24 protein-coding genes and 2 pseudogenes are annotated in these 21,935 nt (G+C 75.1%); 11 read left to right on the forward strand and 15 right to left on the reverse strand.

The features are described from left to right. Positions 1–170: 170 nt before the first annotated feature. Positions 171–305 carry a hypothetical protein gene (locus ACFTWP_RS19760; protein ID WP_380265883.1) on the reverse strand — a complete coding sequence of 45 codons (135 nt, stop codon included), beginning with the start codon at positions 303–305 and terminating at the stop codon, positions 171–173. Beyond that, on the reverse strand, positions 292–1,269 hold the full coding sequence (locus tag ACFTWP_RS19765; protein WP_380265884.1) for a hypothetical protein: 978 nt from the start codon (positions 1,267–1,269) through the stop codon (positions 292–294). Before ACFTWP_RS19765 ends, ACFTWP_RS19760 begins: the two co-directional genes overlap by 14 nt. A gap of 49 nt (positions 1,270–1,318) precedes the next feature. Here ACFTWP_RS19765 and ACFTWP_RS19770 point away from each other — a divergent pair, with 49 nt between their 5' ends. Together ACFTWP_RS19770 and ACFTWP_RS19775 are read left to right on the forward strand one after the other, a co-directional pair. Continuing rightward, entirely contained in the window at positions 1,319–1,672 is a 354-nt protein-coding gene (locus tag ACFTWP_RS19770; protein WP_380265885.1) for a hypothetical protein, read from the forward strand. A gap of 80 nt (positions 1,673–1,752) precedes the next feature. Next, positions 1,753–2,160 carry a type II toxin-antitoxin system VapC family toxin gene (locus ACFTWP_RS19775; protein WP_380265886.1) on the forward strand — a complete coding sequence of 136 codons (408 nt, stop codon included), beginning with the start codon at positions 1,753–1,755 and terminating at the stop codon, positions 2,158–2,160. Positions 2,161–2,311: 151 nt separating this feature from the next. Here the strand turns inward: ACFTWP_RS19775 and argF are convergent, their stop codons facing one another. The 3 genes from argF to ACFTWP_RS19790 form a co-directional block, all read right to left on the reverse strand. After that, positions 2,312–3,313: an ornithine carbamoyltransferase gene (gene argF / locus ACFTWP_RS19780; protein WP_380265887.1), complete on the reverse strand. Its 1,002-nt coding sequence runs from the start codon at positions 3,311–3,313 to the stop codon at positions 2,312–2,314. A gap of 269 nt (positions 3,314–3,582) precedes the next feature. Continuing rightward, the gene (locus ACFTWP_RS19785) at positions 3,583–6,225 is read right to left on the reverse strand and encodes a polynucleotide kinase-phosphatase (RefSeq protein WP_380265888.1); all 2,643 of its coding nucleotides are present in this window, start codon (positions 6,223–6,225) and stop codon (positions 3,583–3,585) included. Further along, positions 6,222–7,847 carry a 3' terminal RNA ribose 2'-O-methyltransferase Hen1 gene (locus tag ACFTWP_RS19790; RefSeq protein WP_380265889.1) on the reverse strand — a complete coding sequence of 542 codons (1,626 nt, stop codon included), beginning with the start codon at positions 7,845–7,847 and terminating at the stop codon, positions 6,222–6,224. Before ACFTWP_RS19790 ends, ACFTWP_RS19785 begins: the two co-directional genes overlap by 4 nt. 108 nt (positions 7,848–7,955) lie before the next feature. Between ACFTWP_RS19790 and dapD the strand changes: the two genes are divergently transcribed. Both dapD and ACFTWP_RS19800 read left to right on the forward strand, forming a co-directional pair. After that, complete coding sequence (dapD, locus tag ACFTWP_RS19795) at positions 7,956–8,945, forward strand: 2,3,4,5-tetrahydropyridine-2,6-dicarboxylate N-succinyltransferase (protein WP_380265890.1); 990 nt, start codon at positions 7,956–7,958, stop codon at positions 8,943–8,945. Positions 8,946–9,322: 377 nt separating this feature from the next. Next, positions 9,323–9,565: a hypothetical protein gene (locus ACFTWP_RS19800; protein WP_380265891.1), complete on the forward strand. Its 243-nt coding sequence runs from the start codon at positions 9,323–9,325 to the stop codon at positions 9,563–9,565. Here the strand turns inward: ACFTWP_RS19800 and ACFTWP_RS19805 are convergent. The 6 genes from ACFTWP_RS19805 to ACFTWP_RS19830 all read right to left on the reverse strand — a co-directional run bounded on the left by ACFTWP_RS19805 (position 9,562) and on the right by ACFTWP_RS19830 (position 15,501). Beyond that, the gene (locus tag ACFTWP_RS19805; protein ID WP_380265892.1) at positions 9,562–10,536 is read right to left on the reverse strand and encodes a DUF6099 family protein; all 975 of its coding nucleotides are present in this window, start codon (positions 10,534–10,536) and stop codon (positions 9,562–9,564) included. The two genes, ACFTWP_RS19800 and ACFTWP_RS19805, sit on opposite strands and share 4 nt — an antisense overlap. A gap of 163 nt (positions 10,537–10,699) precedes the next feature. Beyond that, complete coding sequence (locus ACFTWP_RS19810; protein ID WP_380265893.1) at positions 10,700–11,086, reverse strand: nucleotide pyrophosphohydrolase; 387 nt, start codon at positions 11,084–11,086, stop codon at positions 10,700–10,702. 8 nt (positions 11,087–11,094) lie between these two features. After that, complete coding sequence (locus ACFTWP_RS19815) at positions 11,095–12,588, reverse strand: AAA family ATPase (RefSeq protein ID WP_380265894.1); 1,494 nt, start codon at positions 12,586–12,588, stop codon at positions 11,095–11,097. Between the two features lie 84 nt (positions 12,589–12,672). Further along, on the reverse strand, positions 12,673–13,500 hold the full coding sequence (locus tag ACFTWP_RS19820; protein WP_380265895.1) for a putative RNA methyltransferase: 828 nt from the start codon (positions 13,498–13,500) through the stop codon (positions 12,673–12,675). Between the two features lie 157 nt (positions 13,501–13,657). Then, a complete protein-coding gene (locus tag ACFTWP_RS19825; protein WP_380265896.1) occupies positions 13,658–14,545 on the reverse strand; it encodes a RimK family alpha-L-glutamate ligase in 888 nt (295 codons plus the stop codon). After that, positions 14,542–15,501, reverse strand: a complete 960-nt coding sequence (locus tag ACFTWP_RS19830) for a RimK family alpha-L-glutamate ligase (protein ID WP_380265897.1) — start codon at positions 15,499–15,501, stop codon at positions 14,542–14,544. The genes ACFTWP_RS19825 and ACFTWP_RS19830 overlap by 4 nt, the downstream gene beginning before the upstream one ends. Before the next feature lie 220 nt (positions 15,502–15,721). On the opposite strand from ACFTWP_RS19830, the gene ACFTWP_RS19835 reads away from it, so the two are divergent. Next, positions 15,722–16,687, forward strand: a complete 966-nt coding sequence (locus ACFTWP_RS19835; protein WP_380265921.1) for a GNAT family N-acetyltransferase — start codon at positions 15,722–15,724, stop codon at positions 16,685–16,687. Between the two features lie 157 nt (positions 16,688–16,844). Here ACFTWP_RS19835 and ACFTWP_RS19840 read toward each other — a convergent pair whose 3' ends face one another. After that, positions 16,845–17,267 carry a fic family toxin-antitoxin system, toxin component gene (locus ACFTWP_RS19840; RefSeq protein ID WP_380265898.1) on the reverse strand — a complete coding sequence of 141 codons (423 nt, stop codon included), beginning with the start codon at positions 17,265–17,267 and terminating at the stop codon, positions 16,845–16,847. Then, positions 17,264–17,506, reverse strand: coding sequence for a toxin-antitoxin system HicB family antitoxin (locus tag ACFTWP_RS19845; protein ID WP_380265899.1), 243 nt, complete (start codon positions 17,504–17,506; stop codon positions 17,264–17,266). The genes ACFTWP_RS19840 and ACFTWP_RS19845 overlap by 4 nt, the downstream gene beginning before the upstream one ends. Before the next feature lie 349 nt (positions 17,507–17,855). Here ACFTWP_RS19845 and ACFTWP_RS19850 point away from each other — a divergent pair, with 349 nt between their 5' ends. The 6 genes and pseudogenes from ACFTWP_RS19850 to ACFTWP_RS19875 all read left to right on the forward strand — a co-directional run bounded on the left by ACFTWP_RS19850 (position 17,856) and on the right by ACFTWP_RS19875 (position 20,450). Further along, complete coding sequence (locus tag ACFTWP_RS19850) at positions 17,856–18,050, forward strand: hypothetical protein (RefSeq protein ID WP_380265900.1); 195 nt, start codon at positions 17,856–17,858, stop codon at positions 18,048–18,050. A gap of 2 nt (positions 18,051–18,052) precedes the next feature. Then, positions 18,053–18,448 carry an ArsR/SmtB family transcription factor gene (locus ACFTWP_RS19855; RefSeq protein ID WP_380265901.1) on the forward strand — a complete coding sequence of 132 codons (396 nt, stop codon included), beginning with the start codon at positions 18,053–18,055 and terminating at the stop codon, positions 18,446–18,448. Further along, on the forward strand, positions 18,445–18,645 hold the full coding sequence (locus ACFTWP_RS19860; RefSeq protein ID WP_380265902.1) for a DUF6126 family protein: 201 nt from the start codon (positions 18,445–18,447) through the stop codon (positions 18,643–18,645). The genes ACFTWP_RS19855 and ACFTWP_RS19860 overlap by 4 nt, the downstream gene beginning before the upstream one ends. A 277-nt stretch (positions 18,646–18,922) precedes the next feature. Next, positions 18,923–19,762 (forward strand): annotated as a pseudogene (locus tag ACFTWP_RS19865) (hypothetical protein); the annotation flags it as partial. Between the two features lie 225 nt (positions 19,763–19,987). Then, positions 19,988–20,161, forward strand: a pseudogene (locus tag ACFTWP_RS19870) (Scr1 family TA system antitoxin-like transcriptional regulator); the annotation flags it as partial. Positions 20,162–20,234: 73 nt separating this feature from the next. Continuing rightward, complete coding sequence (locus ACFTWP_RS19875; RefSeq protein WP_380265903.1) at positions 20,235–20,450, forward strand: DUF397 domain-containing protein; 216 nt, start codon at positions 20,235–20,237, stop codon at positions 20,448–20,450. A 42-nt stretch (positions 20,451–20,492) separates the two neighbouring features. Here the strand turns inward: ACFTWP_RS19875 and ACFTWP_RS19880 are convergent, their stop codons facing one another. Continuing rightward, positions 20,493–21,155, reverse strand: a complete 663-nt coding sequence (locus ACFTWP_RS19880; RefSeq protein WP_380265904.1) for a hypothetical protein — start codon at positions 21,153–21,155, stop codon at positions 20,493–20,495. Further along, complete coding sequence (locus ACFTWP_RS19885) at positions 21,152–21,739, reverse strand: SigE family RNA polymerase sigma factor (protein WP_380265922.1); 588 nt, start codon at positions 21,737–21,739, stop codon at positions 21,152–21,154. Before ACFTWP_RS19885 ends, ACFTWP_RS19880 begins: the two co-directional genes overlap by 4 nt. Positions 21,740–21,935: the final 196 nt, after the last annotated feature.

Raw genomic sequence — 21,935 nt, forward strand, 5'->3', positions numbered from 1 at the left:
GGCTCTCCCCGCAACGCGAACGGCGAACGGGCGCCAGGTGGCCGGCAGCCCGACGGGCGCCGCACACGGGCCTCCGGCCGCGCCGCGGCACGCCCGGGGACGCGGCCGGCACGGCGCACTCCCCCGCGTCCCGAGCGGCACCGGTCGGCCCCGGGAGCGAACCGCCCGCGTCAGCCCTTGCGGCGGGAGCGGATCGCACGGACCAGCAGGACGACACCGATGACGAGGGCGACGGCCGCCACGACCACGGCCACCACGGGGCCGACCGACTCGGCAGGATCGGGGGCGATGTCAGCGAGACGCACGGGGGCTCCTCCGAATGGGGTCGATGCCCAGGACGAGCACCAGCAGGACGGGGAATTCGAGATAGGCGTGGTAGCTCGCCAGCGCCGCGTAGAGCGCCTTGCCCTGCGCGTAGTCGGTGGCGAACAGGACCGCCAGCGCGGCGGCCGCGGCGAGGCCCAGGAGCCAGGCGCGCCCGCCCCGCAGAGCCGGGGCCCGGCGGGCGAAGGCGGCGCTCGCCTCGGGGGCGTGGCGCGGCAGGAACCAGACCCAGACCACGTAGTGCATGGTCTGCAGGAAGGCGAACACCGCCACGAAGCGCAGCCCGGCCGAGGTGTCCAGCCAGGCGGGCGGAGTGTACGAGGCGGCCAGCCGCCCGGCCGTGGCGGTGGCCGGCGCGAACCACGGGTCCAGCACGCCGCCGAGCAGCAGGGCCGGGATCACCAGCACCCAGCCGCACTGGACCGCCACGAACCCGGCCCGGCCGCGCGGCAGACCGCGCGACCACTCCAGCAGGAACAGCAGCGGCACCAGGTTGTGCAGGTGGGTGAGCACCACGAAGTGGTAGCCGGGGAAGCTCAGCGAGGCTGCCGCGGCCGGCAGCAGCAGGGCCGCCGCGGCGGCGAGCAGCACCGGGCGCCGGCGCAGGGAGTGCAGGCAGGCCGCCGCGAGCAACCCGTAGACGAGGAGGATCTCGGCCGCGCGGGTGGCACCGGAGACCGGCAGCAGCCGGCACACCACGATGCCGGTGATCAGCGCCACCAGCAGTTTCAGGAACGGACCGGCCAGCACCGCCTCGAAACGGCCGGTGACGTAGCGCAGCTCCAGGACGTTGTGCAGGATCCCGAAGAGCGCCAGACCCAGGACGGCCGTACCGGCCGGTGCCCGGAGCGCGCCGACCAGCGCGAGGGCCGCGGCCGCGCCGAAGCCCGCCAGCGGCGCGGCGCCGATGCCGCGCGCGGCGGCGGGGAGTACCACCGTCGCCACCCTGCCCCCTCGCGTTCCTCGACCGACCGCACCTGGCACGATCGCGCCCGTGCCGTATCCCCTCGCGTTCGCGCTCACCCTGCTCGTCGAGGTGCCGCTGTACGTCGCGCCGCTCACCCTCGACCGGGTCCGCCCGGCACGGGCCGCGGCGGCGGCCGTCGCGGTGAACTGTGCGACGCACCCGCCGCTCTGGTGGTTCCTCAGCCGCTTCACCGGCGCGACCGCCGCAGCCTACTGGACCGCCCTCGTCCTCGCGGAGCTGGCCGCCTTCGCGGTGGAGGCGGCCCTGCTGGGGCTGCTCACCGGCCGTCGCGGGCCGCTGCCCTGGGCGGCCTCGTTCACCGCCAACGCGGCCTCGGTGCTGGTCGGGCTGCTGGTGGCCCGGACGCTGGCGACCGGCTGAGGGCGGGGGCGGCTAGCGTGTCCGGAACGGACCGGGTCGGAGCCGACCCGGTCGGCGACCGACAGGCCCGGAGGCCGTGAATGATCGTGGTGGACGCTTCCGCGCTGGTGCTGGCGTTGGCGGACGAGGGCGAGCGCGGCGAGCGCGCACGGGCGCTGCTCGCGACCGGCGGCGAGTGGGTGGCCCCGGAGCACCTGCTGATCGAGGTGATGCAGTCCCTGCGCGGGCTCTACCTGGCCCGGGAGCTGACCGCCGAGCGGGTCGCCGAACTGGCCGCGGAGCTGCCCGGACTCGTGGTCCGCAAGGTCGAGATCGCACCCCTGCTGGGGCGGATCTGGGAGCTGAAGGACAACCTGACGCCGGACGACGCCGCGTACGTGGCCGTCGCCGAGGAGTACGGCGTGCCGCTGGTGACGGCGGACCTGCGGCTGATGCGCGCCAGCGGGCCCCGCTGCGAGATCCGGGGCATCGCGCGCGGCCGGGACTGACGGCGGCGGGCGCCGCCCACTGCCGGTTGCCCACTGCCGGTTACGGCCCGCGCGGCCCGGTCCGCCGGACGCGGCAGGCCGCACCCGGTCCGCCGTACGCGCGGGGCGGGTGACCGCGGGCGGGCCCGCCCCGATCCGGTCAGCGGCTGGGTCAGGCGCCGAGCGTCGCGACCAGGACCGCCTTGATGGTGTGGAGCCGGTTCTCCGCCTGGTCGAAGACGACCGAGTGCGCCGACTCGAAGAGCTCGTCCGTGCACTCGAGCTCGGACATGCCGGTGGCCTCGAACATCTGGCGGCCGAGGACCGTCCCCAGGTCGTGGAAGGCCGGCAGGCAGTGCAGGAACTTCACGGCCCGGTTCCCGGTGGCGCGAACGGTGTCCATCGAGACCTGGTACGGCTTGAGCAGCTCGATCCGCTCGGCCCAGACCTCCTTGGGCTCGCCCATCGAGACCCAGACGTCGGTGTAGAGGAAGTCGGCGCCGGCCACGCCCTCGGGGACGTCCTCGGTCAGGGTGATCCGTGCGCCGGTCCGCTCGGCGAGCGCGTGCGCGGCCTTCTGCACGTCCTCGGCGGGCCAGAGCTGTCTGGGTGCGACGATCCGGATGTCCATGCCGAGCAGCGCACCGGTGACCAGCAGCGAGTTGCCCATGTTGGAGCGCGCGTCGCCGAGGTAGGCGAGGGCCACGTCGGTCAGCGGCTTAGAGGAGTGCTCCTGCACGGTCAGGATGTCGGCCAGCATCTGGGTCGGGTGCCACTCGTCGGTGAGACCGTTCCAGACGGGTACGCCCGCGTGGGCGGCCAGCTCCTCGACGATCTCCTGACCGTGACCCCGGTACTCGATGCCGTCGAACATCCGGCCGAGCACCCGCGCGGTGTCCTTGATCGACTCCTTGTGGCCGATCTGCGACCCGGCCGGGTCGAGGTAGGTGGTGCTCGCGCCCTGGTCGTGGGCGGCGACCTCGAAGGCGCAGCGGGTACGGGTGGACGTCTTCTCGAAGATCAGCGCGATGTTCTTGCCGCGGAGCCGCTGCTGCTCGGTGCCCGCGTACTTCGCCGCCTTGAGCTGGGCGGCGAGGTCCACCAGGAAGCGGAACTCCTGGGGAGTGAGGTCGAGCTCCTTGAGGAAGTGCCTGTTCCGGAGGTTGAACGCCATGCCGGGCTCCTGAATGGGTGACGCGGACCGTGAAGTAAGCGGCAATTATATACGATCCTTGGAATTTATATGCAGGAAGGGGAAAGGTGGCCTCCCGAGAGCCGCCCGCCCGACCGCCGGCGCCCCCTGAAGCCACCGGCCCGGGCCGGTCGCGTCGGCCGGGGTGGACCGACGGGACCGGGGTGGACCGACGGGACCGGGGTGGACCGACGGGACCGGGGTGGACCGACGGGACCGGGCGGCCGGGCCCTCGGCGGGCCCGGCTCCCGTCAGAGCCTGGGGTCGACCGGTTCCGACTCCAGGGCAAGCACCGCGAACACCGGCTCGTGCACCCGCCAGAGCGGCTCGCCCGCCGCCAGACGGTCCAGCGCCTCCAGGCCGAGCGCGTACTCGCGCAGGGCGAGCGAGCGCTTGTGGCCCAGGAACCGCTGGCGCAGCTGGTCCAGGTACTCGGTGTAGTCGGGGCCGTAGATGATCCGCAGGTACTCCCGACCGCGGACCTTCACCCCGGGCTGGATCAACCCGCCCGGGCGGCCCTCCCCCGCCCTGCCACGGGCCAGTGCGGCGAGCGGTTTGACGACCATGCCCTCGCCTCCCGCCTCGGTGAGCTCCTCCCACCAGGCGATGCCCCCCGCGATCGACTCCTCGTCCGAGGTGTCGACCAGCAGCCGGCCGGTGCCGCGCAGCAGCGGGGCGTCGCGATCGTCCGCCGCGACCAGCCGGTCGATCCAGCCGAGGTGCTCGTCGTGCGGGCGCACGGCGAGGTTGACGCCCTCCGCGGCCAGTACCTGGAACGGCGCCAGCCGGATGCCCGCGAGGCCCTCGGTCGGCCAGCAGTAGCGGCGGTAGGCGGTGACGAACGCCTCGGCGTCGGCGGCGCGCCGGCGCTGGCGCGCCGTCAGCTCACGGAGGTCGAGCCCGCGGCCGGCCGCCCGGTCCAGCGCCGCCAGCACCGCGGGCAGCGCCGCTCCGGCCGCCGCGCCGACGGCCGCGTACTGCCGGCGCAGCAGCTCCACCGCCTTCAGCGACCACGGCATCAACTCGGCGTCGAGCAGCAGCCAGCCGGTCTCCAACTCCTCGAAGAGTCCCGCGCTCTCGGCTGCGGCGCGGACCCGCTTGAGCACGGCGCCGGTGAGCCCGTCGTCGCTGAGGAAGGCCCTGCCGGTGCGCGTCCAGATCGCGCCCGGGCCGGCGATGCCGAACCGCTTCTCCAGCGCGGCCTCGTCCCTGGCCAGCAGGACCACCGCACGGGAGCCCATGTGCTTCTCCTCGCAGATGACGTACTGGACCCCGTCGTCGCGGTAGGAGTGGAACGCCTCCTCGGGGTGCTCCAGGTAGCCCGGGCGACGCGAGGTGGCGCTCGGTGCCATGGTCGGCGGCAGGTAGCTGAGCAGCCGCGGGTCGAGGGCGAAGCGGCTCATCACCTCCAGTGCCGCCGCGGCGTTCTCCTCCCGAACGGTGATCCGGCCGTGCAGGCCCGTCTCCACCACGCGGCGGCCGGCCACGTCGGCGAGGTCCAGCGGCCGGCCCTCTCGGGCCCCCGGTGCGTCCGTGACCGCCGGACGGACGGGGGCGTACCACTCCCGCTCGGCCGCGACGCCGACCAGCTCACGCTCGGGGTAGCGCAGCGCGGTGAGGCTGCCGCCGAAGACGCAGCCGGTGTCCAGGCAGATGGTGTTGTTGAGGAAGCTCGCCACCGGCACGGGCGTGTGGCCGTAGACCACCAGCGCCCGGCCCCGGTACTCCTCGGCCCACGGGTAGCGGACCGGCAGGCCGTACTCGTCGGTCTCACCGGTGGTGTCGCCGTACAGGGCGTGCGAGCGGACCCGGCCGGAGGTACGGCCGTGGTACCGCTCCGGCAGTCCGGCGTGGCAGACCACCAGACGTCCGCCGTCCAGCAGGTAGTGGCTGACCAGGTCGCGCATGAACGCGCGGACCTCGTCGCGGAACTCCTCCGGCTCGGCCGCCAGCTGGTCGAGCGACTCCTGCAGGCCGTGCGAGACCGTGACCTTCCTGCCGTCCATGGCCCGGCCGAGCTTGTTCTCGTGGTTGCCGGGCACGCAGATCGCGTGACCGGCGCCGACCATGCCCATCACCAGGCGCAGCACGCCGGGCGTGTCCGGGCCGCGGTCGACCAGGTCGCCGACGAAGACGGCGGTGCGGCCCTCGGGGTGCTCGGCGTCGACCGGGCGGCCCTCGGGATCGCGGACGAGGGTGTAGCCGAGCCTGGCGAGCAGGGTCTCCAGCTCGGAGCGGCAGCCGTGGATGTCGCCGACGATGTCGAACGGGCCGGTGAGGTGGCGCAGGTCGTTGTACCGCTTCTCGGTGACGATCTCGGCGGCCTCGACCTCGGACTCGCCGCGCAGCACGTGCACCTTGCGGAAGCCCTCGCGCTCCAGACCGCGCAGCGAGCGACGCAGCTCGCGGTTCTGGCGCGGGATGACGTGCGCGGGCAGCTGCCGGTCGGGGCGGGTCCGGTTGCGTTCGGCGCAGACGCCCGGCGGGACGTCCAGGACGATGGCGATCGGCAGCACGTCGTGGTCCCGCGCCAGCTTGATCAGCTGCTTGCGGGCCTCGGGCTGGACGTTGGTGGCGTCCACGACGGTCAGCCGGCCGGCGGCGAGCCGCTTGCCGACGATGTAGTGGAGCAGGTCGAAGGCCTCGGCGGAGGCCGACTGGTCGTTCTCGTCGTCGGCGACCAGGCCCCGGCAGAAGTCCGAGGAGACCACCTGGGTGGGCAGGAAGTGCTTGCGGGCGAAGCTCGACTTGCCGGCTCCGCTGGTGCCGACGAGGACGACCAGGGAGAGGTCGGTGACGGGGAGCCGGCGCGGCTCGGCGGCGGGCAGCGGCACGGCGGCCGGCAGCGGCTCGGCGGCGTCGGCGGGCCCGGTGGGGCGGGTGTCTTCGGTCATCGGGTGTCGCCCCCTTCGGGCGTGGTGGCGGGCTTGGTGACGGGCTTGGTGGCGGACATGGTGCTTGAGGTGCTGGCCGGCGTGGCCGCGGTGGCCGTACCGGACGTGGTGGCGAGGCGGAACAGGGCCAGCTGGGTCGGCGGGCCGACCTCCGGGTCCTGCGGGCCGACGGGCCGGAACTCGACGGTGTACCCGTACGTCGCGGCGGCCCGCTCGGCCCAGGCCCGGAACTGCGCGCGGTCCCACTCGAAGCGGTGGTCGGCATGCCGGACGTGACCGGCCGGGAGGCTCTCCCAGTGCACGTTGTACTCGACGTTGGGGGTGGTGACGACGACGGCCGAGGGGCGGGCGGCCCCGAGGACGGCGTGTTCGAGTGCCGGCAGCCGGGGCAGGTCCAGGTGCTCGATGACCTCGGAGAGCACGGCCGCGTCGAAGCCCTTGAGCCGGGCGTCGGTGTACGTGAGCGCGCCCTGGACGAGGCTGACCCGGGCGGCCTGACGCTCCGACATCCGATCCAGGCGCAGCTTGCGGGCGGCGACGGACAGCGCCCGGGAGGAGACGTCCACACCGAGCACCTCGGTGATCCGGGCGTCCTTGAGCAGTGCGTCGATCAGCTCGCCCTGCCCGCAGCCGAGATCGGCCACCCGGGCCGCGCCGACCTCGCGCAGGGCGTCGAGGATCGCCTCCCGGCGCTGTTCGGCCAGTGGGCGTGACGGCGCCGCCGCGTCGGTCGGGTCGGCCGGGTCGGTGGGCTCGGTCGGCGCCGCGGCGGTACGGACGTGCTCGGTCTCCTCCGCGTCGTCGACGGCGTTGTCGATCTCCTCGGCCTCGCGGTCGTCGGCCTCCGCCAGCCGGGCGAGCTCCAGCCGCTGGATGGCCGTCCGGGTCAGTGCCCAGCGGCGGGCCAGGTAGCGGCGGGCGATCAGGACCTGTTCGGGGTGCTCCGCGAGCCAGCCCTCGCCGGCGGCGAGCAGCTTGTCGACCTCGTCCGGCGCCACCCAGTAGTGCTTGGCGCCGTCGAGTACCGGCAGCAGGACGTAGAGCTGCTGGAGCGCGTCGGCGAGGCGCAGGGTGCCCGTCAGCTCCACCCGGACGTAGCGTGACTCGCCCCATTCGGGGAAGGCCTCGTCGAGCGGGATCGCCGCGGCCTCCACCTGCCAGCCGAGCGGCTCGAAGAGCCGCGCGACCATGGCCGTGCCACCACCGTGGCCGGGGCCGTTCGCGGGCACCGCGGGCAGCGAGATCCGCAGCGGCCGGGCCTGCTCGGCCAGCCCGGGCCGGAGCTCGCAGACGCCCTTCATGGCCGTCCGGAACACCGTGCGCAGGGCCACCGCGAGCAGCGAGGACGCGGCGTAGGGGCGGTCGTTGACGTACTGGGCGAGCGCGAAGTCGGGCGAGCCGCCCCGGCCCTTGCCCCGGCCGCGCCGGACCAGCGCCACGGGGTCGATGTCCAGCAGCAGAGCCGCCGTGCAGACCTCGTCGGTCGCCTCCGGGTAGAAGACGTGGGCCTCGCCGTGCGAGGTCGCGAAGCACTGCACCTTGCCGGGGTGCTTGTGCAGCAGAAAGCCCAGGTCGGTGGCGGGGTGCTCGGCCGTGCCGATGGTGGAGATCGAGATGAACACCCGGCCGAGTATCGCCCAGGCGGGGTGGCGCGGGCACCGGGTTTTGCGGGGTGTCCGTCCGGTGAGCGCGTTCGGCGCCCGGCGCCGGAATTGGCTAACGTGCACCGTGTGACTGCTGAATCCACCTCCCTCGCAAGCGGTGCCGTCGCCGCCGGTCTGGCGACCATCGCCGCTGACGGCACCGTCCTCGACACCTGGTTCCCCGCCCCGGAGCTCACCGCCGAGCCCGGCCCGGCCGGCACCGTCCGACTGACCGCCGAGCAGGCCGAGGCCGAACTCGGCCCGGGCGCCGTCGACGCGCTGCGCAGCGACGCGCGCCGTGGCGTCGAGGTGATCGCCGTACGCACCACGATCGCCTCGCTGGACGAGAAGCCGGCCGACGCGCACGACGCCTACCTGCGACTGCACCTGCTGAGCCACCGCCTGGTCAAGCCGCACGGCCAGAACCTGGAGGGCGTCTTCGGGCTGCTCGCCAACGTGGCGTGGACCAGCATCGGCCCGGTGCCGGTGGACAACGTCGAGCAGGCCCGCCTGGCCGTCCGTGCCCAGGGCGGCCAGCTGGCCGTCTACGGGATCGACAAGTTCCCCCGCATGACCGACTACGTCGCGCCGTCGGGCGTCCGCATCGCGCACGCCGACCGGGTCCGGCTCGGCGCCCACCTGGCCGTCGGCACGACGGTGATGCACGAGGGCTTCGTCAACTTCAACGCCGGCACGCTGGGCACCTCGATGGTCGAGGGCCGGATCAGCGCGGGCGTCGTGGTGGGCGACCACAGCGACATCGGCGGCGGCGCCTCGATCATGGGGACGCTGTCGGGCGGCGGCAAGCAGACCGTCTCGGTCGGCGAGCGCTGCCTGCTGGGCGCCAACGCGGGCATCGGCATCTCGCTCGGCAGCGACTGCGTGGTGGAGGCCGGTCTGTACGTCACGGCCGGCACCCGGGTGTCCCTGCCGGACGGCAAGGTGGCCAAGGCGGTGGAGCTGTTCGGCCAGGACAACCTGCTGTTCCGCCGCAACTCGCAGACCGGCGCGGTCGAGGTGATCGCCCGTTCCGGCTCGTGGGGCGGGCTGAACGCGGAGCTGCACGCTCACAACTGACCTCCTTCCAGGTCGCTCTCGCCGGCGGGTGCCGGCGCTCCGGGCTCCCGGCACCGTCCGCGCGGACGGTGCCGGGGGCCCGTCGTTCGTCACGGTGGCCGGTCGCCCGCCGGCGGGGCCACGGCCGGGCCACGGGCGTGGCCCTAGCCGAGCGGGGCGACGGACCGCAAGCCCGGCTCACCCCTGGGACGTACCCGGACGAGGTGTTGGACCGCATCGGGTGGTCCGAGGTGACCGCCCGCCGACGGTGGTCGTTGGGAACGGCGGGGCTCCCGCCCCGGTGGCGCCGGCCGGCGCTGCCCATGCTGCGCGCCGCACGACGGGCAGCACCGACGTCCGGCGCAGCACAGCACGCCACCGAGCCGAAGAGGTCCCCCATGTCCGAGCAGTGGTCCGAGGCACCCGCCGCAGCGCCCGATCCGAGCGCCGCGGGCCTGCCGTCCACGGCCGCGCCCAGCACGCCGACGAGCCTGCTGGAGCAGATGCAGGAGCTGCTCGCGTCCGTCAACGCCGACCTGGCCGGCATGGGCGCCGCCCTGCAGTCCGCCGGCGCCCGGACCGCCGGACCCACCGGCTCCGCCGACCCGGCCGGCCGGTCCGACGCGGCGCCGGGACGCTAGCTCCGCGCCGCGGACGGCGCCGCCAGCGGGATGACGAGCACGGGCGTGCCGCGCCCGGGGAGGTGCTCCTCGGCGGCGCCGGACGGCACGGCCTTCGCCGTGGAGCCGGGAGCGGAAGTGGAAGCGGAAGCGGGTGTGGAAGCGGGTGTGGACGCGGACGTGAGCCGGGGCTCGGGCAGGAGTGCCGGCACCACCGCGCAGCGCCCGCTCCCGCCGGCCACCGCGCCGCCGGCCCGCCCCTCGCGGCAGGCGGGCGGGGCGCTGCCGACGCAGTCGGGCCCGGCCCCACCGGGCGCGCCGCCGCACGGCCGGGGCGCCGTGGCACTCCTGGACCCCGGTCGGCAGACCCCCGTCCGTCGATCGGCCGGGCCCTGCTCGAACGACGCCCCGAACGGCGCCCCGAACGGCGGTCCGGCCGACGCCGGCTCGGGCGGTCCGGCCTGCGGCTCGTGCCCGTCCGGCCCGGCGTGCGGCGCGTGGGCAGCCTGCGGCTCGTGGGCGGCCTGCTCGGCCGCACGCACGGCCCGGTGGAGTTCGACGATCAGGTCCTTGCACTCGGATCCCGCGTCGACGCCGTCGATGCACGTCCAGTAGAGGCTCTCCGCGTCCGCGCCGCAGGCGAGGACCACCAGCGTCTCGGTCGCGTCGTGCAGCAACCTGCCCAGCTCCTCCAGCAGGGGGTCGAGTTCACCGAGGTCGGTGAGCCGCGAGGCGCGGCCGCTGCCGCTGCCGCCCCAGTCCAGCGCCGCGGCGCTCTCCGAGGAGGGCTCCAGACAGCTCGCCACCTGGGCGCCCGCCTCGGCGAGCAGCTGACCGAGGGCGGCCAGCTCACCGCCTCCGCGCTCCGCGATCCGGCTGGCGACCGCCTCGGTGAGCAGGCCCGCCTGCCAGGCCTCCAGCAGGGCGTCCGGCGCGTTCCTGGCCTCGGCCATGGCATGCCGGGTCGTCTTGATCAGTCGCAGCGCGTCCATGAGTGGCCGCTCCCCTCGCTCGCGTCGTGCCGTCCGGATCTCCCCGGACGGCGGGTCACGGCAGAAGCCTGCGCCGGGGGCCGGCCGCGCGCAGCCACCCCCTCGAAAGCTGTGGACAACCCGCGGTTGTGGATAACCCGCCGCCCACCAGTCAGCTCGTCGGTCAGTCAGACTTTCGCTTCCCGCCCTGGTCAACGCCGCCAGGACCGCCGGGACCGCCGGGCACGGGGAACCGCAGCTCGTTGCGCTCGATCTTGGCGGCGAGCGCCGCCAGCGGATCGACCCCGGTCACCGCGCAGAACTGGAGCAGATAGGCGAGGACGTCGGCGACCTCGTCCCGGACCCGGTGCGCGGCGTCCGGGACGGACATGATCGCCGCGGCCTGGTCCGGTGTCAGCCACTGGAAGATCTCCAGCAGCTCCCCGGCCTCCACGCTCAGCGCGGCCGCCAGGTTCTTCGGGGTGTGGAAGGGCTGCCAGTCACGCGCGGCCGCGAACTGCGCCAGGCGCCGCTGCAGGCCCTCCAGGGAGTGGTCGTCGGGTGCTGCCATCGGATCGGTCACCCGCCAAGGTCTACCGCACGCGGGGCGTCCACGCGGGCCGCACCCGGTTCGGGCGCCGCCCCCTCCCCCGCCGCCCCCTCCCCCGCCGCCCGTGTGAACTGGGCCGGCACCCGGGCCGACTGCGGCCGCAGCACACTGTGGCCGGAGGCCGGGTCACGGCGGCACTCGACCAACTCGACGCCGGGCGACTCGCCCGGCTCCCCCAGCGCCTCCCGGGCCGGCGCCGGCTCCTGGAGCGCGGCCAGCAGCCGGACGTCGCGGCGTTCGCACATCTCCCGGGCCAGCCGCAGCAGCGAGGCGGTCTGCTCGCCGCCGAGCCCGGCGCCGAGGTCCTCCGCGAGCACGGTCAGCTGCCGGTGCGCCCAGGGCACCTCGGCGGCGGCGTCCACGTCGAGCACACCGGCGCCGGTGAGCAGGACGGCGGCGAAGGCGAGATGGCGCAGCATGCCGTCCGAGGCCTGGTCGGCGCCGGTCCGACCGAGCACTCCCTCGTCGAAGACCGCGAGCACGCGCTCCTCGGCCCCGGCGCCGCGCCGGGCGACGTCCAGGCCCAGCAGCGGGTGCGGGGCGGCCGACTGGACGGCCTTCAGCAGGTTCACGTACCGGCGGCTGCACTCGTTCTGGAGCCGGGCGAGCAGGGCGGAGATGTTGGCCGCGGTGCCGAGCAGCCGGGCCTGCGGGTCGGCCGCGGTCCAGTCGCGCATCAGGGCCGGCACCGGGTGCAGCGGGAACACCTCGCGCAGGGCCGTGAGCAGTTGCTCGCTCGCGGCCAGGACCTTGCGCTCGCCCTCGGAGGAGCCGGCCACCCGGAGCGGGATCTGGGTGGTGATCAGGCTGCCGCTGGGGAAGGGCGCCCGGATGTCGCCCTGCCGGGTGTCGTTGTGCCAGGTCACGTTGATCCTGCGGTTCCGGACGTCCTGCTCGCCGGTCTCGATCAGGGTGCGCCCGTCCAGGGTGAGGCGCTCCCGGGCGATCCGGACCGTGCCGTCGGTGCGGACCACGACCTCCAGCCGGACCTGGCCGGCCGCGGCCCGGACGGTGCAGCCCAGGATGACGGCGTCGCGGCCGTGCGGCACGCAGCCGAGCAGCCCGCCGCGCACGGGCGCCGCCAGCGGGCCGGCCACGCCCGGCATGCCGTCCAGCGAGTCCGTGATCTCCTCGCCGAGTGCCAGCCGGGAGAGCACGGTGAGGGCGTCCAGGGCGTTGGACTTGCCGACGCCCGACGGCCCGTACAGCACGGTCAGCGGGGAGAGCCGCAGGGTGGCGCGCCGGTACGACTTGAAGGAGGTCAGCCGCAGTTCCTCGACGGTGGGGCGCTCCGCGTAGCCGTCGCCGCCGGCCGCCGCCGGGCGGGTCGACCCCGCGGTGGCGGGTGTCGCGGCGGCGGGTGCACCGGCACGGGGCGGCCCGGCCCAGGGCCGGGAGACCGTGGGGTCGGGGAGCGCGAGGGAGGAAAGGGAAGGAGCGGGCTGGACTGCTTCGCGGTTCACCCGGGGACCCTAGCCTCGGGCCTCGCGGCAGAAACGTGCCTGCTCGGCAGATTCATCCCAACGGGGTGGGCGCCGCGCGACGGCTCAGTGGTAGGCGGCCACCGTCACCGAGGCCGTCACGTCGACCGGGTCGGGCAGGGCGGCGAGCCGGGCCGCGAGCTCCGCCGGATCGGTGTGCCAGGCGGACGGTCCCATCGCCACGACCGTCCGGACGTCGGCGGCGGTGAGCCGCATCGGGAACTCCACCTCCCGGCGCTCACCGGGCGTCAGGTGGGGGCCGAGCTTCTCCTCGATCCGGCGCTGCTTGTCCTCGTCCACCGAGAGCAGGCCGAGGGTGCCGACGAGTTCGCGCAGGTGGCGGGAGGTCGGCGAGACCAGCAGCAGGGTGCCGCCGGGGCGCAGCACGCGCCGGATCTCGGGGCCGTTGCGCGGGGCGAAGACGTTCAGCACCAGCCCGGCGGCGGCGTCGCGCAGGGGCAGCGGGCGCCAGGCGTCGCAGACCACGGCGCCGATCCTGGGGTGCGCCCGAGCGGCGCGGCGCAGCGCGAACTTGGAGATGTCGAGGGCGGCGCCGGGGCTGCGGGGCAGTGCGTCCAGGACGTGGGCGAGGTAGTGGCCGGTGCCCGCGCCGAGGTCGGCGACCAGCCCCTCGGGGTCGGCCGCCGCGGCGGCCTCGGCGAGCGCGTCCGCGATCGGCCGGTAGTGGCCGGCGGCGAGGAAGTCGGTGCGGGCGGAGACCATGTCGGCGGTGTCACCGGTGCCGGTGTGGGCGTCGCCGGCGAGCAGGCTGACGTAGCCCTGTTTGGCGAGGTCGAAGCTGTGCCCGGCCGGGCAGCTCAGCGCACGCCCGCCGAGGGCGAGCCCCTGTCCGCAGTGCGGACAGGCCAGGTAGCTCTCGATGTCCTGCAGCACGGTCCGTCTTCTCTCGCCCGTCGACCGTCGGCCGAGGGTTCCGGCCGGCCGAGGCCTCCAGCCTAACGACTGCCGGAGGCCGCTCCGGCCCACCGCCCCGGTCGCCGCCGCGCCCCCGCGGGTGCGCGCCCGTGACCGTGCCGGGGCCGTCGCCGGACTACCGCGGTGACGGGGCCGGGGCCGTCGTCCGCCCCCGCGTCTGCGCCGGCGGGCCGGCGGCCGGGGTGCGCGGGGCGGTGGTGCCGGCGGCGGCCCGCAGGGCGAGGGCGGCCAGCGCCTCGGGGGCTCCCGCCTGGCCGCGGATGCCGGGGAAGGCGTTGACGTCGACGATCAGCGGCTCGCCGGCGCCGTCGAGCAGGTCGACCCCGTAGACGTCCAGCCCGAAGACCTCGCCGACCCTGCGGACCAGGTCGATCCGGTCGCCCGGCAGGTCGCCGGGGGCGAGCGGCAGGGCCGGTCCGCGGTCGGCGGCGGCCAGTTCGGAGCGACGGCGGGCGGCGAAGACCTGCCCGGCGATCACCCAGAGCTTCTGGTCCCAGCCGCTGTTCGCGGTGAACGGCTGGACGACGACGGGCTCGTCCGGCCAGGCCCGCCCGAGGGCCTCCAGTGCGGCGGCGTCCTCGGCCTTGGCGACCAGGTCGTGCCGGCGGCTGTGGCGGCTCTTGACGACCAACGGGAAGTCGGCGGCGGCGAGGACGCCGGGGGCGGTCAGTTCGGCGATCGAGGCCGCGGTGCGGGTGGCCGCGAAGGGCAGGCCGGCGGTGTGCGCCAGCTCGGCCATGCTGCGGCGGTCCTGGCAGAGTTCGGTGGCCGCGGCCGAGTTGACGACCGGCACGCCGCGGGCCTCCAGCCGGCGGGCGAACGCGAGCGCGCGGGGCGTCCGCGACTTCAGCAGGTAGACGTCGGCCGGATCGGCCGTCTCCGGCCCGGCCGGATCCGCCGTGCCCGGGTCGAGCGACTCGACCCGGTGCCGCGGTGTCAGCAGTGCGGCGGTGGCCGCCAGCAGCGGGTGGCCCGGCTCCGGCGTCAGCAGGCAGATCCTCATGATCCGCCGACCGGCGCCGCGGCCTGGGTCGCTGCTCCCGCACGGGCCGGTGCTCCGGCGCCGGCTGCCGCCACGGGCTCCTGGCGCGGCTGCGGCTCGGCCTGCGCCGGGAGTCTGCCGGCCAGGCTGGACGGCACGTCGACCCCGTTTCCGCCGGCCAGTTGCAGGACGGCCCGGGCGACCCGGGAGATCGCGTCCGGTACCTGCCGGAAGCTGGGGAAGTCGTTGATGTCGACCACCATCGGCCCGTCCGGTCCGAGCAGGACGTCGACGCCGTACAGGTCGAGGCCGAAGACGGTCCCGACCTCGGCGACGATCCGTTCCACCTCGGCGCTCAGCGGCACGTGGCGCTCCCGGACCGGCCGGCCGGGGTGCAGCGGCGAGGAGCGTTCGGTGGCGAAGAGCTCGCCGCCGACGGAGTAGACCTTCAGGTCGGTGCCGGAGTTCGGCACGTACGGCTGGGCGATCAGGAGTCCCTCGCCGGCCAGCTCGGCGCCGAGCTCGGCCAGGTGGCCGGGGGTCGGTACGAGCCGCACGGCGCGGCCGGAACTGCCGTCGGCGGGCTTGACCACCAGGGGGAACTCGGACTCCGGGATCTCGGCCAGTCGCTCCCAGCGGGCGGCCGCGTACGTCACGGGGACGGGCAGGCCGCTGTTGCGTCCGATGACCGAGGCGAGCGCCTTGTCCCGTACGCCGCGGATCGAGCGGGCGTCGTTGACCGTGGTCAGGCCGACGGCCGCGGCCGCCTCCAGCAGGGTGAGCCCGGGCCCGCCGGAAACCGTCTTGAGCACCCAGGCGTCGTGGCTGCCGGCGCGGACCGCCTCGGAGACCGCGAGCAGGGAGTTCCCGGGACGCAGCACATCCACCTGATGACCCCAGGCGGTGAGCCGGCGGACGACGTCCAGCGGCATGCCGTCGTGGCGGTAGTGCTCCTCCACCAGGAAGCAGAGTCTCATCGGTGTTCCCCGTTTTCCCCACCCGAACGTCCGCCGATCCGGTCCGGCGGAGTTGGTGACGCCCCAGGATGCCACGCGCCGTCAACGCAAGATCGCCCGGCCTGTAAGCATTCGGCAACAGTCGGCCCGAAATGCCCCGCCGGAACCGGCTTGTGCCGCTCCGCCGCAAAGCAGTGGCAGGAGCAGAACAAGCGCTGCTTGGATGCACGACGTGACTTCACTGAACCCTGACGACCCACAGCACCACCACCCCGAGCCCCGGCAGGCCCTGCTGGACGAACTGGAACGGTTCTACGACGCGGTACCGCGGGCCGGCGCCCGCGCGGAGGACTTCGGCCCGCTCACCCTGTTCGTCCGCGAGGGCGAGGGCTGGCCCTACTACGCCCGGCCCACCCTGGGCTGGCGCGGTGCCCCGGCCACGGCGGCGGACGTCCTGCGGGTCGTCGCCCGGCAGCGAGAACTTGGTCTGCCGGAGGCCTTCGAGTGGGTGGACGACCGGACCCCGGATCTGCGGGCCGCGGTCGAACAGGCCGGCCTGACGGTGCACGAGCACCCGCTGCTGGTCCTCCCCGCGGAGCGGGACGGCTCGGCGGCGGCGAACGGGACCTCGGCACGGGACGGCGCGGCGGCGGCGAACGGGACCTCGGCACGGAACGGTGCAGCGGCGGCGAACGAGGGCGCGGAGGGGTCGGTGACGGCCGCTCAGCCGTCCGACCCCGCCGACGTCCGGATCCTGGCCGTCGACGACCCCGCGCTGGCCAGTGCCGTCGCCGTCCCGCACCTGGCCTTCGCCGAGCCCGGCACCGCACTCGGTGCGGCCGGCCCGGCCGAACTCGCCGAGGCGGTGCTCCGGGTGGAGGCCGACGGCACGGTGGCGCGGGCCGTGGCCCGGATCGAGGCCGGGGTGGCCGCCGTCGCGGCGGCCGTCGCGGACGGCGCCGCCCTGTGCGCCGGGCAGTACCAGCGGGTCGGCCCGGTCTGCGAGATCGTCGGGGTGGGGACCCTGCCGGCGGCCCGCCGGCGCGGGCTGGGGCTGGCCGTCACGGCGAGCCTGGTGGCACACGCCCGCGGGCACGGCGTGCGGACGGTGTTCCTGTCGGCGGCCGACGAGGACGTGGCGCGGATCTACCGCCGGGCCGGATTCCGGAACGCGGCGACGGCGCTGATCGCCGAGCCCCCGGCCTGACCACCCTGACCGCCCCGACCACCCTGACCGGACGGCCGGCCGACCGCGGTTCGCGCGGCCCGGTCGGTCGCCGCGGCCCGGTCCCGGGGCCGCCCGGAGGGCGCCGGATCCCGCGCGACGGGATGCGGCCCCGGCGTCCGGGGCCCGGCCCCGGCGCTCACTCGGAGTCCTCGTCGTCCTCGCCGCTGACCTCCTCCCCCTCGGCCTCGTCGACGACCCAGGCGGCCAGTCGTTCGGAGACGCCCGACACGCCGATCTTGCCCTCCCGGATGGCCCGGGCGAGGCTGCGCACCTCCCGGGCCGTGGTGGCCACGGTGCAGCCGCTGGCCACCAGGTAGGCGTAGGCGGCGGCGGTGGCGAACAGCTCGTTCGTACGCTCCAGGGCCGGTACCCGGATGAGCTGGTGCATCAGGGCCGCGGCGCGGTCCTGCGGCTCGGGGTAGACGGCGATGTCGAAGATCTCGGCCTGGTGCCGCGCGACCGCGGCCAGCAGCGATCCGTAGTCGGTGACCTGCGGGTCACCGGGGGTGTACTGCTCCGCGGTCATGAGCAGCCACGAGAGGTCGATCTCCAGGTTCAACGGCGCACCTCCTGGAGCTCGTTCGGGGAGCGGTCCCCGAACTCGGCCAGGAACGCCGTCTCGTACTCCTTCATGAACTGGGCCGCCGAGTCGACGAAGAGCCGCCCGGCCTCTCCCATGTCCTGTTGCACGAGCCGTTCGATGTACTGGTTCATGCTGATCCCCTGCTGCTCCGCCCGCTCGCGGGCCATCTCCGCGGTGGTCGCGTCCACCCGTACGTTCAGCTGCTTCTTGGCCATGACTTCAAGCTAGCGCTGAAGTGCTAGCACAACAAGAGCGCACGCACACCACTCCCGCGCCCCTTGCCAACACCCGCGCCCCCGTGATCACCTGCGCCGCACCCCGTGCCGCACCTCCCCCCGCGACTGCACCACCCCCTGCGTCATGCCCGCGATCAGGCCGGGCCACGCCGACCGGTGACCGAAAACCGCCCTGGCGCCTCGCCCGTCGACGCCGGGCGGGGAGGGCGGCAACTAGCAGCGGCGGGGTTCGCCCCGCTGCCCGTAGCAGGGCTTGAAGAATTCTTCACATTCATAGAACCTGTTGAGCACCGGCAGCGAATCCCGTCCGCCGGCGTGGAGGTCGGCGATGACGGCGATGTTCGACGAGGAGCTGCGGGAGCAGCTCGCCCGCGCCCGCGAGGAGCTGGCCGCCGCCCGCGAGGCCGGGGACGCCGACGGCGTCCAGGCCTACCTCGGACGGGTGGCCTCGCTGCTGCGACTCGCCTCCCGACACGGCATCCACCTGCCGCACACCCCCGAAGAGGAACAGGGAGAGAGCTGACCATGCCCGTCCCGCTGTACCAGGCGAAGGCGGAGTTCTTCCGCACCCTGGGCCACCCGGCCCGGATCCGGGTGCTGGAGCTCCTCCAGGACGGCCCCCGCCCGGTCCGCGAACTCCTCGCCGAGATCGACATCGAGGCCTCCAGCCTCTCCCAGCAGCTCGCCGTCCTGCGCCGCACCCAGCTGGTCACCGCCACCCGCGAGGGCAACACGGTGGTCTACGCCCTCAGCACCCAGGACGTGTCGGCACTGCTCCGGGCCGCCCGCGGCATCCTCACCGACATGATCACCGACCAGGGCCGACTGCTGGACCAGCTGCGTACCGACGCCGACGCCGACGGCCTGGACACCGGCACGGACACCGCCCGCCCCCGTACGGACAGGACCCTGACCGCATGACCGACTCCGTGCCCGACACCGTCCCCGACACGGTGCCCGACGCCGGCTCTGCCACCGTGACGGGCTCCGCCACCGACGCCCGGAGCGACGAGAGGAGCCGGCGCCGGGCGATGATGATCCGCGCCGTGATCTACATCGCCGCGACCCACGTCTGGGCCGGCTTCATGATCCTGGTCTTCACGCTCGGCAAGCGCTGAGCGCAACTCCGGTGCACCGCGCACCGGTTCCCGGCCGGCCGGGAACCGGTGCGACTCGTCCCCACCCGAAAAGGACCCGGAAGAAAGAACCACCGACCCTCCCCTCCCCCGGCAGGTCACCCACACGGGTGACCTGCTTGCGACGGCGGGATGCGGGCGGTTAGGTTCGCCCGACAACCGGGGAATCGGACTCGACGACTCCGGAGAGCAAGACGGCCCCCGCCGGGACGGCAATCCCGAACGAGGGCCTGACCAAGCAGGAAGTAGTAGCTTCCCCATGGCTGGACCGCAGTCTAACGCGCTGTCGCGCGCCCGCTCCGGCGCGCCGACCTCCGGCGTGCTGCACATCCGCACCCGGCTCACCGCCAACTTCACCGTCATCGCCAACGTGCTCGCCCAGCGGCGCGGCAGCGCCGTCACGGTCGGCGTGGCGGTCTACATCCTCTCCCTGCCGGACGGCGCCCCCGTCAGCATCGCCGCGCTCCGCGCGCACTTCACCGAGGGTGAGATCGTCATCTCGCGCGCACTCCGCGACCTGGAGACGGCGGGCTTCCTGGAGCGCCGCCGCGAGCGCCTGCCCGGCGGCCTGATCCGCACCCGGACGTACGCCTACGACCTCCCGGGCCGGGGGCGACCCGCCGCCCCGAGCCCGGCCCGGCCGGCCGTACCCGTCACGCCACCCGCACCGGCACCCGCACCACCGGCCGCACCACCGGCCGCGCGCCGGTCGCCGCCCGCCGCGGCGTCCAGCCCGGCGCCACCGCCAGGCGAGGCCGATCCACTGGCCGTCTCCGTGCTCGCCTCGCTGCGCGTCCGCGACCCCCGGCTGATCGTGTCCGAGCACGACGTGGCCCGACTCGCCCCGACCGTCACCCGGTGGATCGCCCGGGGCGTCGGCCCCGAGGAGATCATCAACCACCTCACCACCGGACTGCCCGACCGCCTCCGGGCCCGCCCGGTCGGCCTGCTGGCCCACCGCCTCTCCGAACTACCCCTCCCCGTAACCACGTTGGCACCCACCGGGACGGTCCTGCCCTGGCAGACCTGCGACGGCGGCTGCGAGCGCGCCTTCCGCGCCGCCGCACCGGGCCGCTGCCGCGACTGCGCGACGGCCGCCCCGACCACGGCCCGGCCGCAGGCCGCCGGGCTCGGCCGGCCGACGGCTCCGCCCCCACGAGGCCCGGCCCGCAACGCCGGGAACGCGGGCAACGGTCAGCGCACCGGGCTCCGTTCGGCCACCGCCGCGCACCCCGCCCGGACTCCGGCTGCCTCGGCGGCATGCCAGACCTCCAGGTACGACAGACAGTCCCCGCACACCCGCAGCCCGGTCGCGGCGGCGGAGAGACCCCGGACGGTGCTTCAGGTGATTCCGCTCAGTGCGGGTGTTCACGCCGGCGTCGGCGGCCCGTTCGCCACCCTCGCGCTCGACGAGGGGCCGAGCATCCAGGTGGACGGGTTTCTCCGGGGGCAGATCCTGGCCGAACCGGCCCAGGTGAAGTCAGCCGCACGCCTATGATCCGCTCACGGGCGTTGCCCTGCCACCCGACGCGTCGATCGAGCTGATCGCCGCCCGCCGCCTAGGAGTTGAGATGACCAGCAACGCGAGCACCCTCCCCGTCACCTGGCACAAGAGCACCCACAGCAGCGACAACGGCGGCAACTGCGTCGAGGTCGGCACCGGCCTCCCCGGCCTGCGGCCCGTCCGCGACTCCAAGGACCCCGCCGGCCCCGCGCTGCTCTTCCCCGCCGACACCTGGCAGGCCTTCGTCACCGCCACCGGCACCGACGACCTCGCCACCGTCTGACCCGTCGACACCCGGAGCCGGGCAGGTGTCGACGGGCGGCGGTCACCGCTGCTTGGGCAGCCCGGCCAGGACGCCGCCGTCCGCCGCGAAGACGGTGACCGTCGGCGTCGTCCCCCTCCCGACGCCGGGGGCGACGAAGACGCTCCAGCCCGGCTCCCCGGCCAGCGCGAACACCTGCGCCTCGACGCTCCGGCCGCCGAGGGCCACCGTCACCCGGGCCGCCGGGGCGGCTCCGCGGTAGAGGCCCAGGGCCAGCGTGGACGTGGCGTCACCGAGCACCGTCGCCGTGATCTCCCCGGGCGGCACCTTGTCGACCGGCATGCTCCACGAGCCGCCCGCCCCCGGCCCGGAGACCTCCGCGCCCTGTGCCGTCAGTGTCAACTCCCGTCCGCCGCCGATGCCGTACGGCTGCCCGGCGGGCCGTAGCGCCGGCCCCGACGCGGCGGGAGCGGTCGGGGCCGGCGGGGCCGCCGGGGCGGTCGGCACCGGGGCGGCCCGGCCGCCGTCCCGGGCAGGCGGCAGCAGCACCAGAGTGACGGCGGCGCAGAGCGGCACCAGGACGGCCACCGACACGGCCGAGCGGACGGTCCGCCGGCGGCGGATCGCCCGGCCCGTCCGCAGTACCGCATCGACGGGCGCGGTGCTCACCGGCATCGTGTCGGCGGCCTGGCGCAGGGCCGAGGCAAGCCCCTCGCTGGGGTTCATCGCGTCGTCTCCGTCCTTGATCCGGGGTGCCGGCCGACCGCGTCGGCCAGGGCTCCGTTCTCGCGCAGCCGGGCCAGCGCGCGGGAGATCTGGCCGCGCACGGTGCCCGCCCTCGTCCCGAGCACGGCCGCGACCTGGTCGTGCGTCATGTCCTCGAAGTAGCACAGGACCACGGCGGCGCGCTGCCGCGCCGGCAACCCGGCCAGCGCCGCCACCAGGGCGTCGTGGTCCGCCACCCGGCCGCTCTCGTCCGCCACCGGGGAGTGCGGCAGCCGGTCGGTGAGCCACTCGCGCACGCTCCGCCGCCGGAACCGGTCGATGTGCTGATGGACCATGATCTGGCGGACGTACGCGGCGACGTCGTCGCTGCGGCGCACCCGGCTCCACTTGGCGTAGGCCGTCGCCAGGGCGCCCTGGGCGATGTCCTCGGCGTCGTGGTGGCTACCGGTGAGCAGGTAGGCGGTGCGCAGCAGGCTCGGCCAGCGGTTGGTCATGAAGGCCCTGAACTCGTCATCGGTGCTGTCACCGCCGGGGGACGTCCGGGACGTCCGGGGCGGCTGGGGCGGCTGGGGCGGCTGCGGGATGGGCGGGCCGGGGTCGCGGTCAGGGGCACGTCCACGGTCGCGTCCGGTGTCGCTGGGCAAGGTTCCTCGCGGCGGGCTGGGGGTGGTGGGGGGCGGGGCCGGGGGGGGCGGGCCCCCCCCGGGGGGGCACACCTGGGGGGGCCAGAGGATGCCAAACCCCCGGGCCGCGGGGCCCGCGCCCCGCGGGGGGTGTCTG

Source organism: Kitasatospora sp. NPDC057015 (assembly GCF_042673745.1).
Taxonomy (GTDB): domain Bacteria; phylum Actinomycetota; class Actinomycetes; order Streptomycetales; family Streptomycetaceae; genus Kitasatospora.

Excerpts from the sequence above, each read along its gene's own strand:
- ACFTWP_RS19775 (WP_380265886.1), top strand. The coding sequence starts at position 1,753 with ATGATCGTGGTGGACGCTTCCGCGCTGGTGCTGGCGTTGGCGGACGAG.
- argF (WP_380265887.1), bottom strand. The coding sequence starts at position 3,313 with ATGGCGTTCAACCTCCGGAACAGGCACTTCCTCAAGGAGCTCGACCTC.
- ACFTWP_RS19785 (WP_380265888.1), bottom strand. The coding sequence starts at position 6,225 with ATGACCGAAGACACCCGCCCCACCGGGCCCGCCGACGCCGCCGAGCCG.
- ACFTWP_RS19800 (WP_380265891.1), top strand. The coding sequence starts at position 9,323 with ATGTCCGAGCAGTGGTCCGAGGCACCCGCCGCAGCGCCCGATCCGAGC.
- ACFTWP_RS19805 (WP_380265892.1), bottom strand. The coding sequence starts at position 10,536 with ATGGACGCGCTGCGACTGATCAAGACGACCCGGCATGCCATGGCCGAG.
- ACFTWP_RS19810 (WP_380265893.1), bottom strand. The coding sequence starts at position 11,086 with ATGGCAGCACCCGACGACCACTCCCTGGAGGGCCTGCAGCGGCGCCTG.
- ACFTWP_RS19825 (WP_380265896.1), bottom strand. The coding sequence starts at position 14,545 with ATGAGGATCTGCCTGCTGACGCCGGAGCCGGGCCACCCGCTGCTGGCG.
- ACFTWP_RS19830 (WP_380265897.1), bottom strand. The coding sequence starts at position 15,501 with ATGAGACTCTGCTTCCTGGTGGAGGAGCACTACCGCCACGACGGCATG.
- ACFTWP_RS19845 (WP_380265899.1), bottom strand. The coding sequence starts at position 17,506 with ATGGCCAAGAAGCAGCTGAACGTACGGGTGGACGCGACCACCGCGGAG.
- ACFTWP_RS19850 (WP_380265900.1), top strand. The coding sequence starts at position 17,856 with ATGACGGCGATGTTCGACGAGGAGCTGCGGGAGCAGCTCGCCCGCGCC.
- ACFTWP_RS19855 (WP_380265901.1), top strand. The coding sequence starts at position 18,053 with ATGCCCGTCCCGCTGTACCAGGCGAAGGCGGAGTTCTTCCGCACCCTG.
- ACFTWP_RS19860 (WP_380265902.1), top strand. The coding sequence starts at position 18,445 with ATGACCGACTCCGTGCCCGACACCGTCCCCGACACGGTGCCCGACGCC.
- ACFTWP_RS19875 (WP_380265903.1), top strand. The coding sequence starts at position 20,235 with ATGACCAGCAACGCGAGCACCCTCCCCGTCACCTGGCACAAGAGCACC.
- ACFTWP_RS19880 (WP_380265904.1), bottom strand. The coding sequence starts at position 21,155 with ATGAACCCCAGCGAGGGGCTTGCCTCGGCCCTGCGCCAGGCCGCCGAC.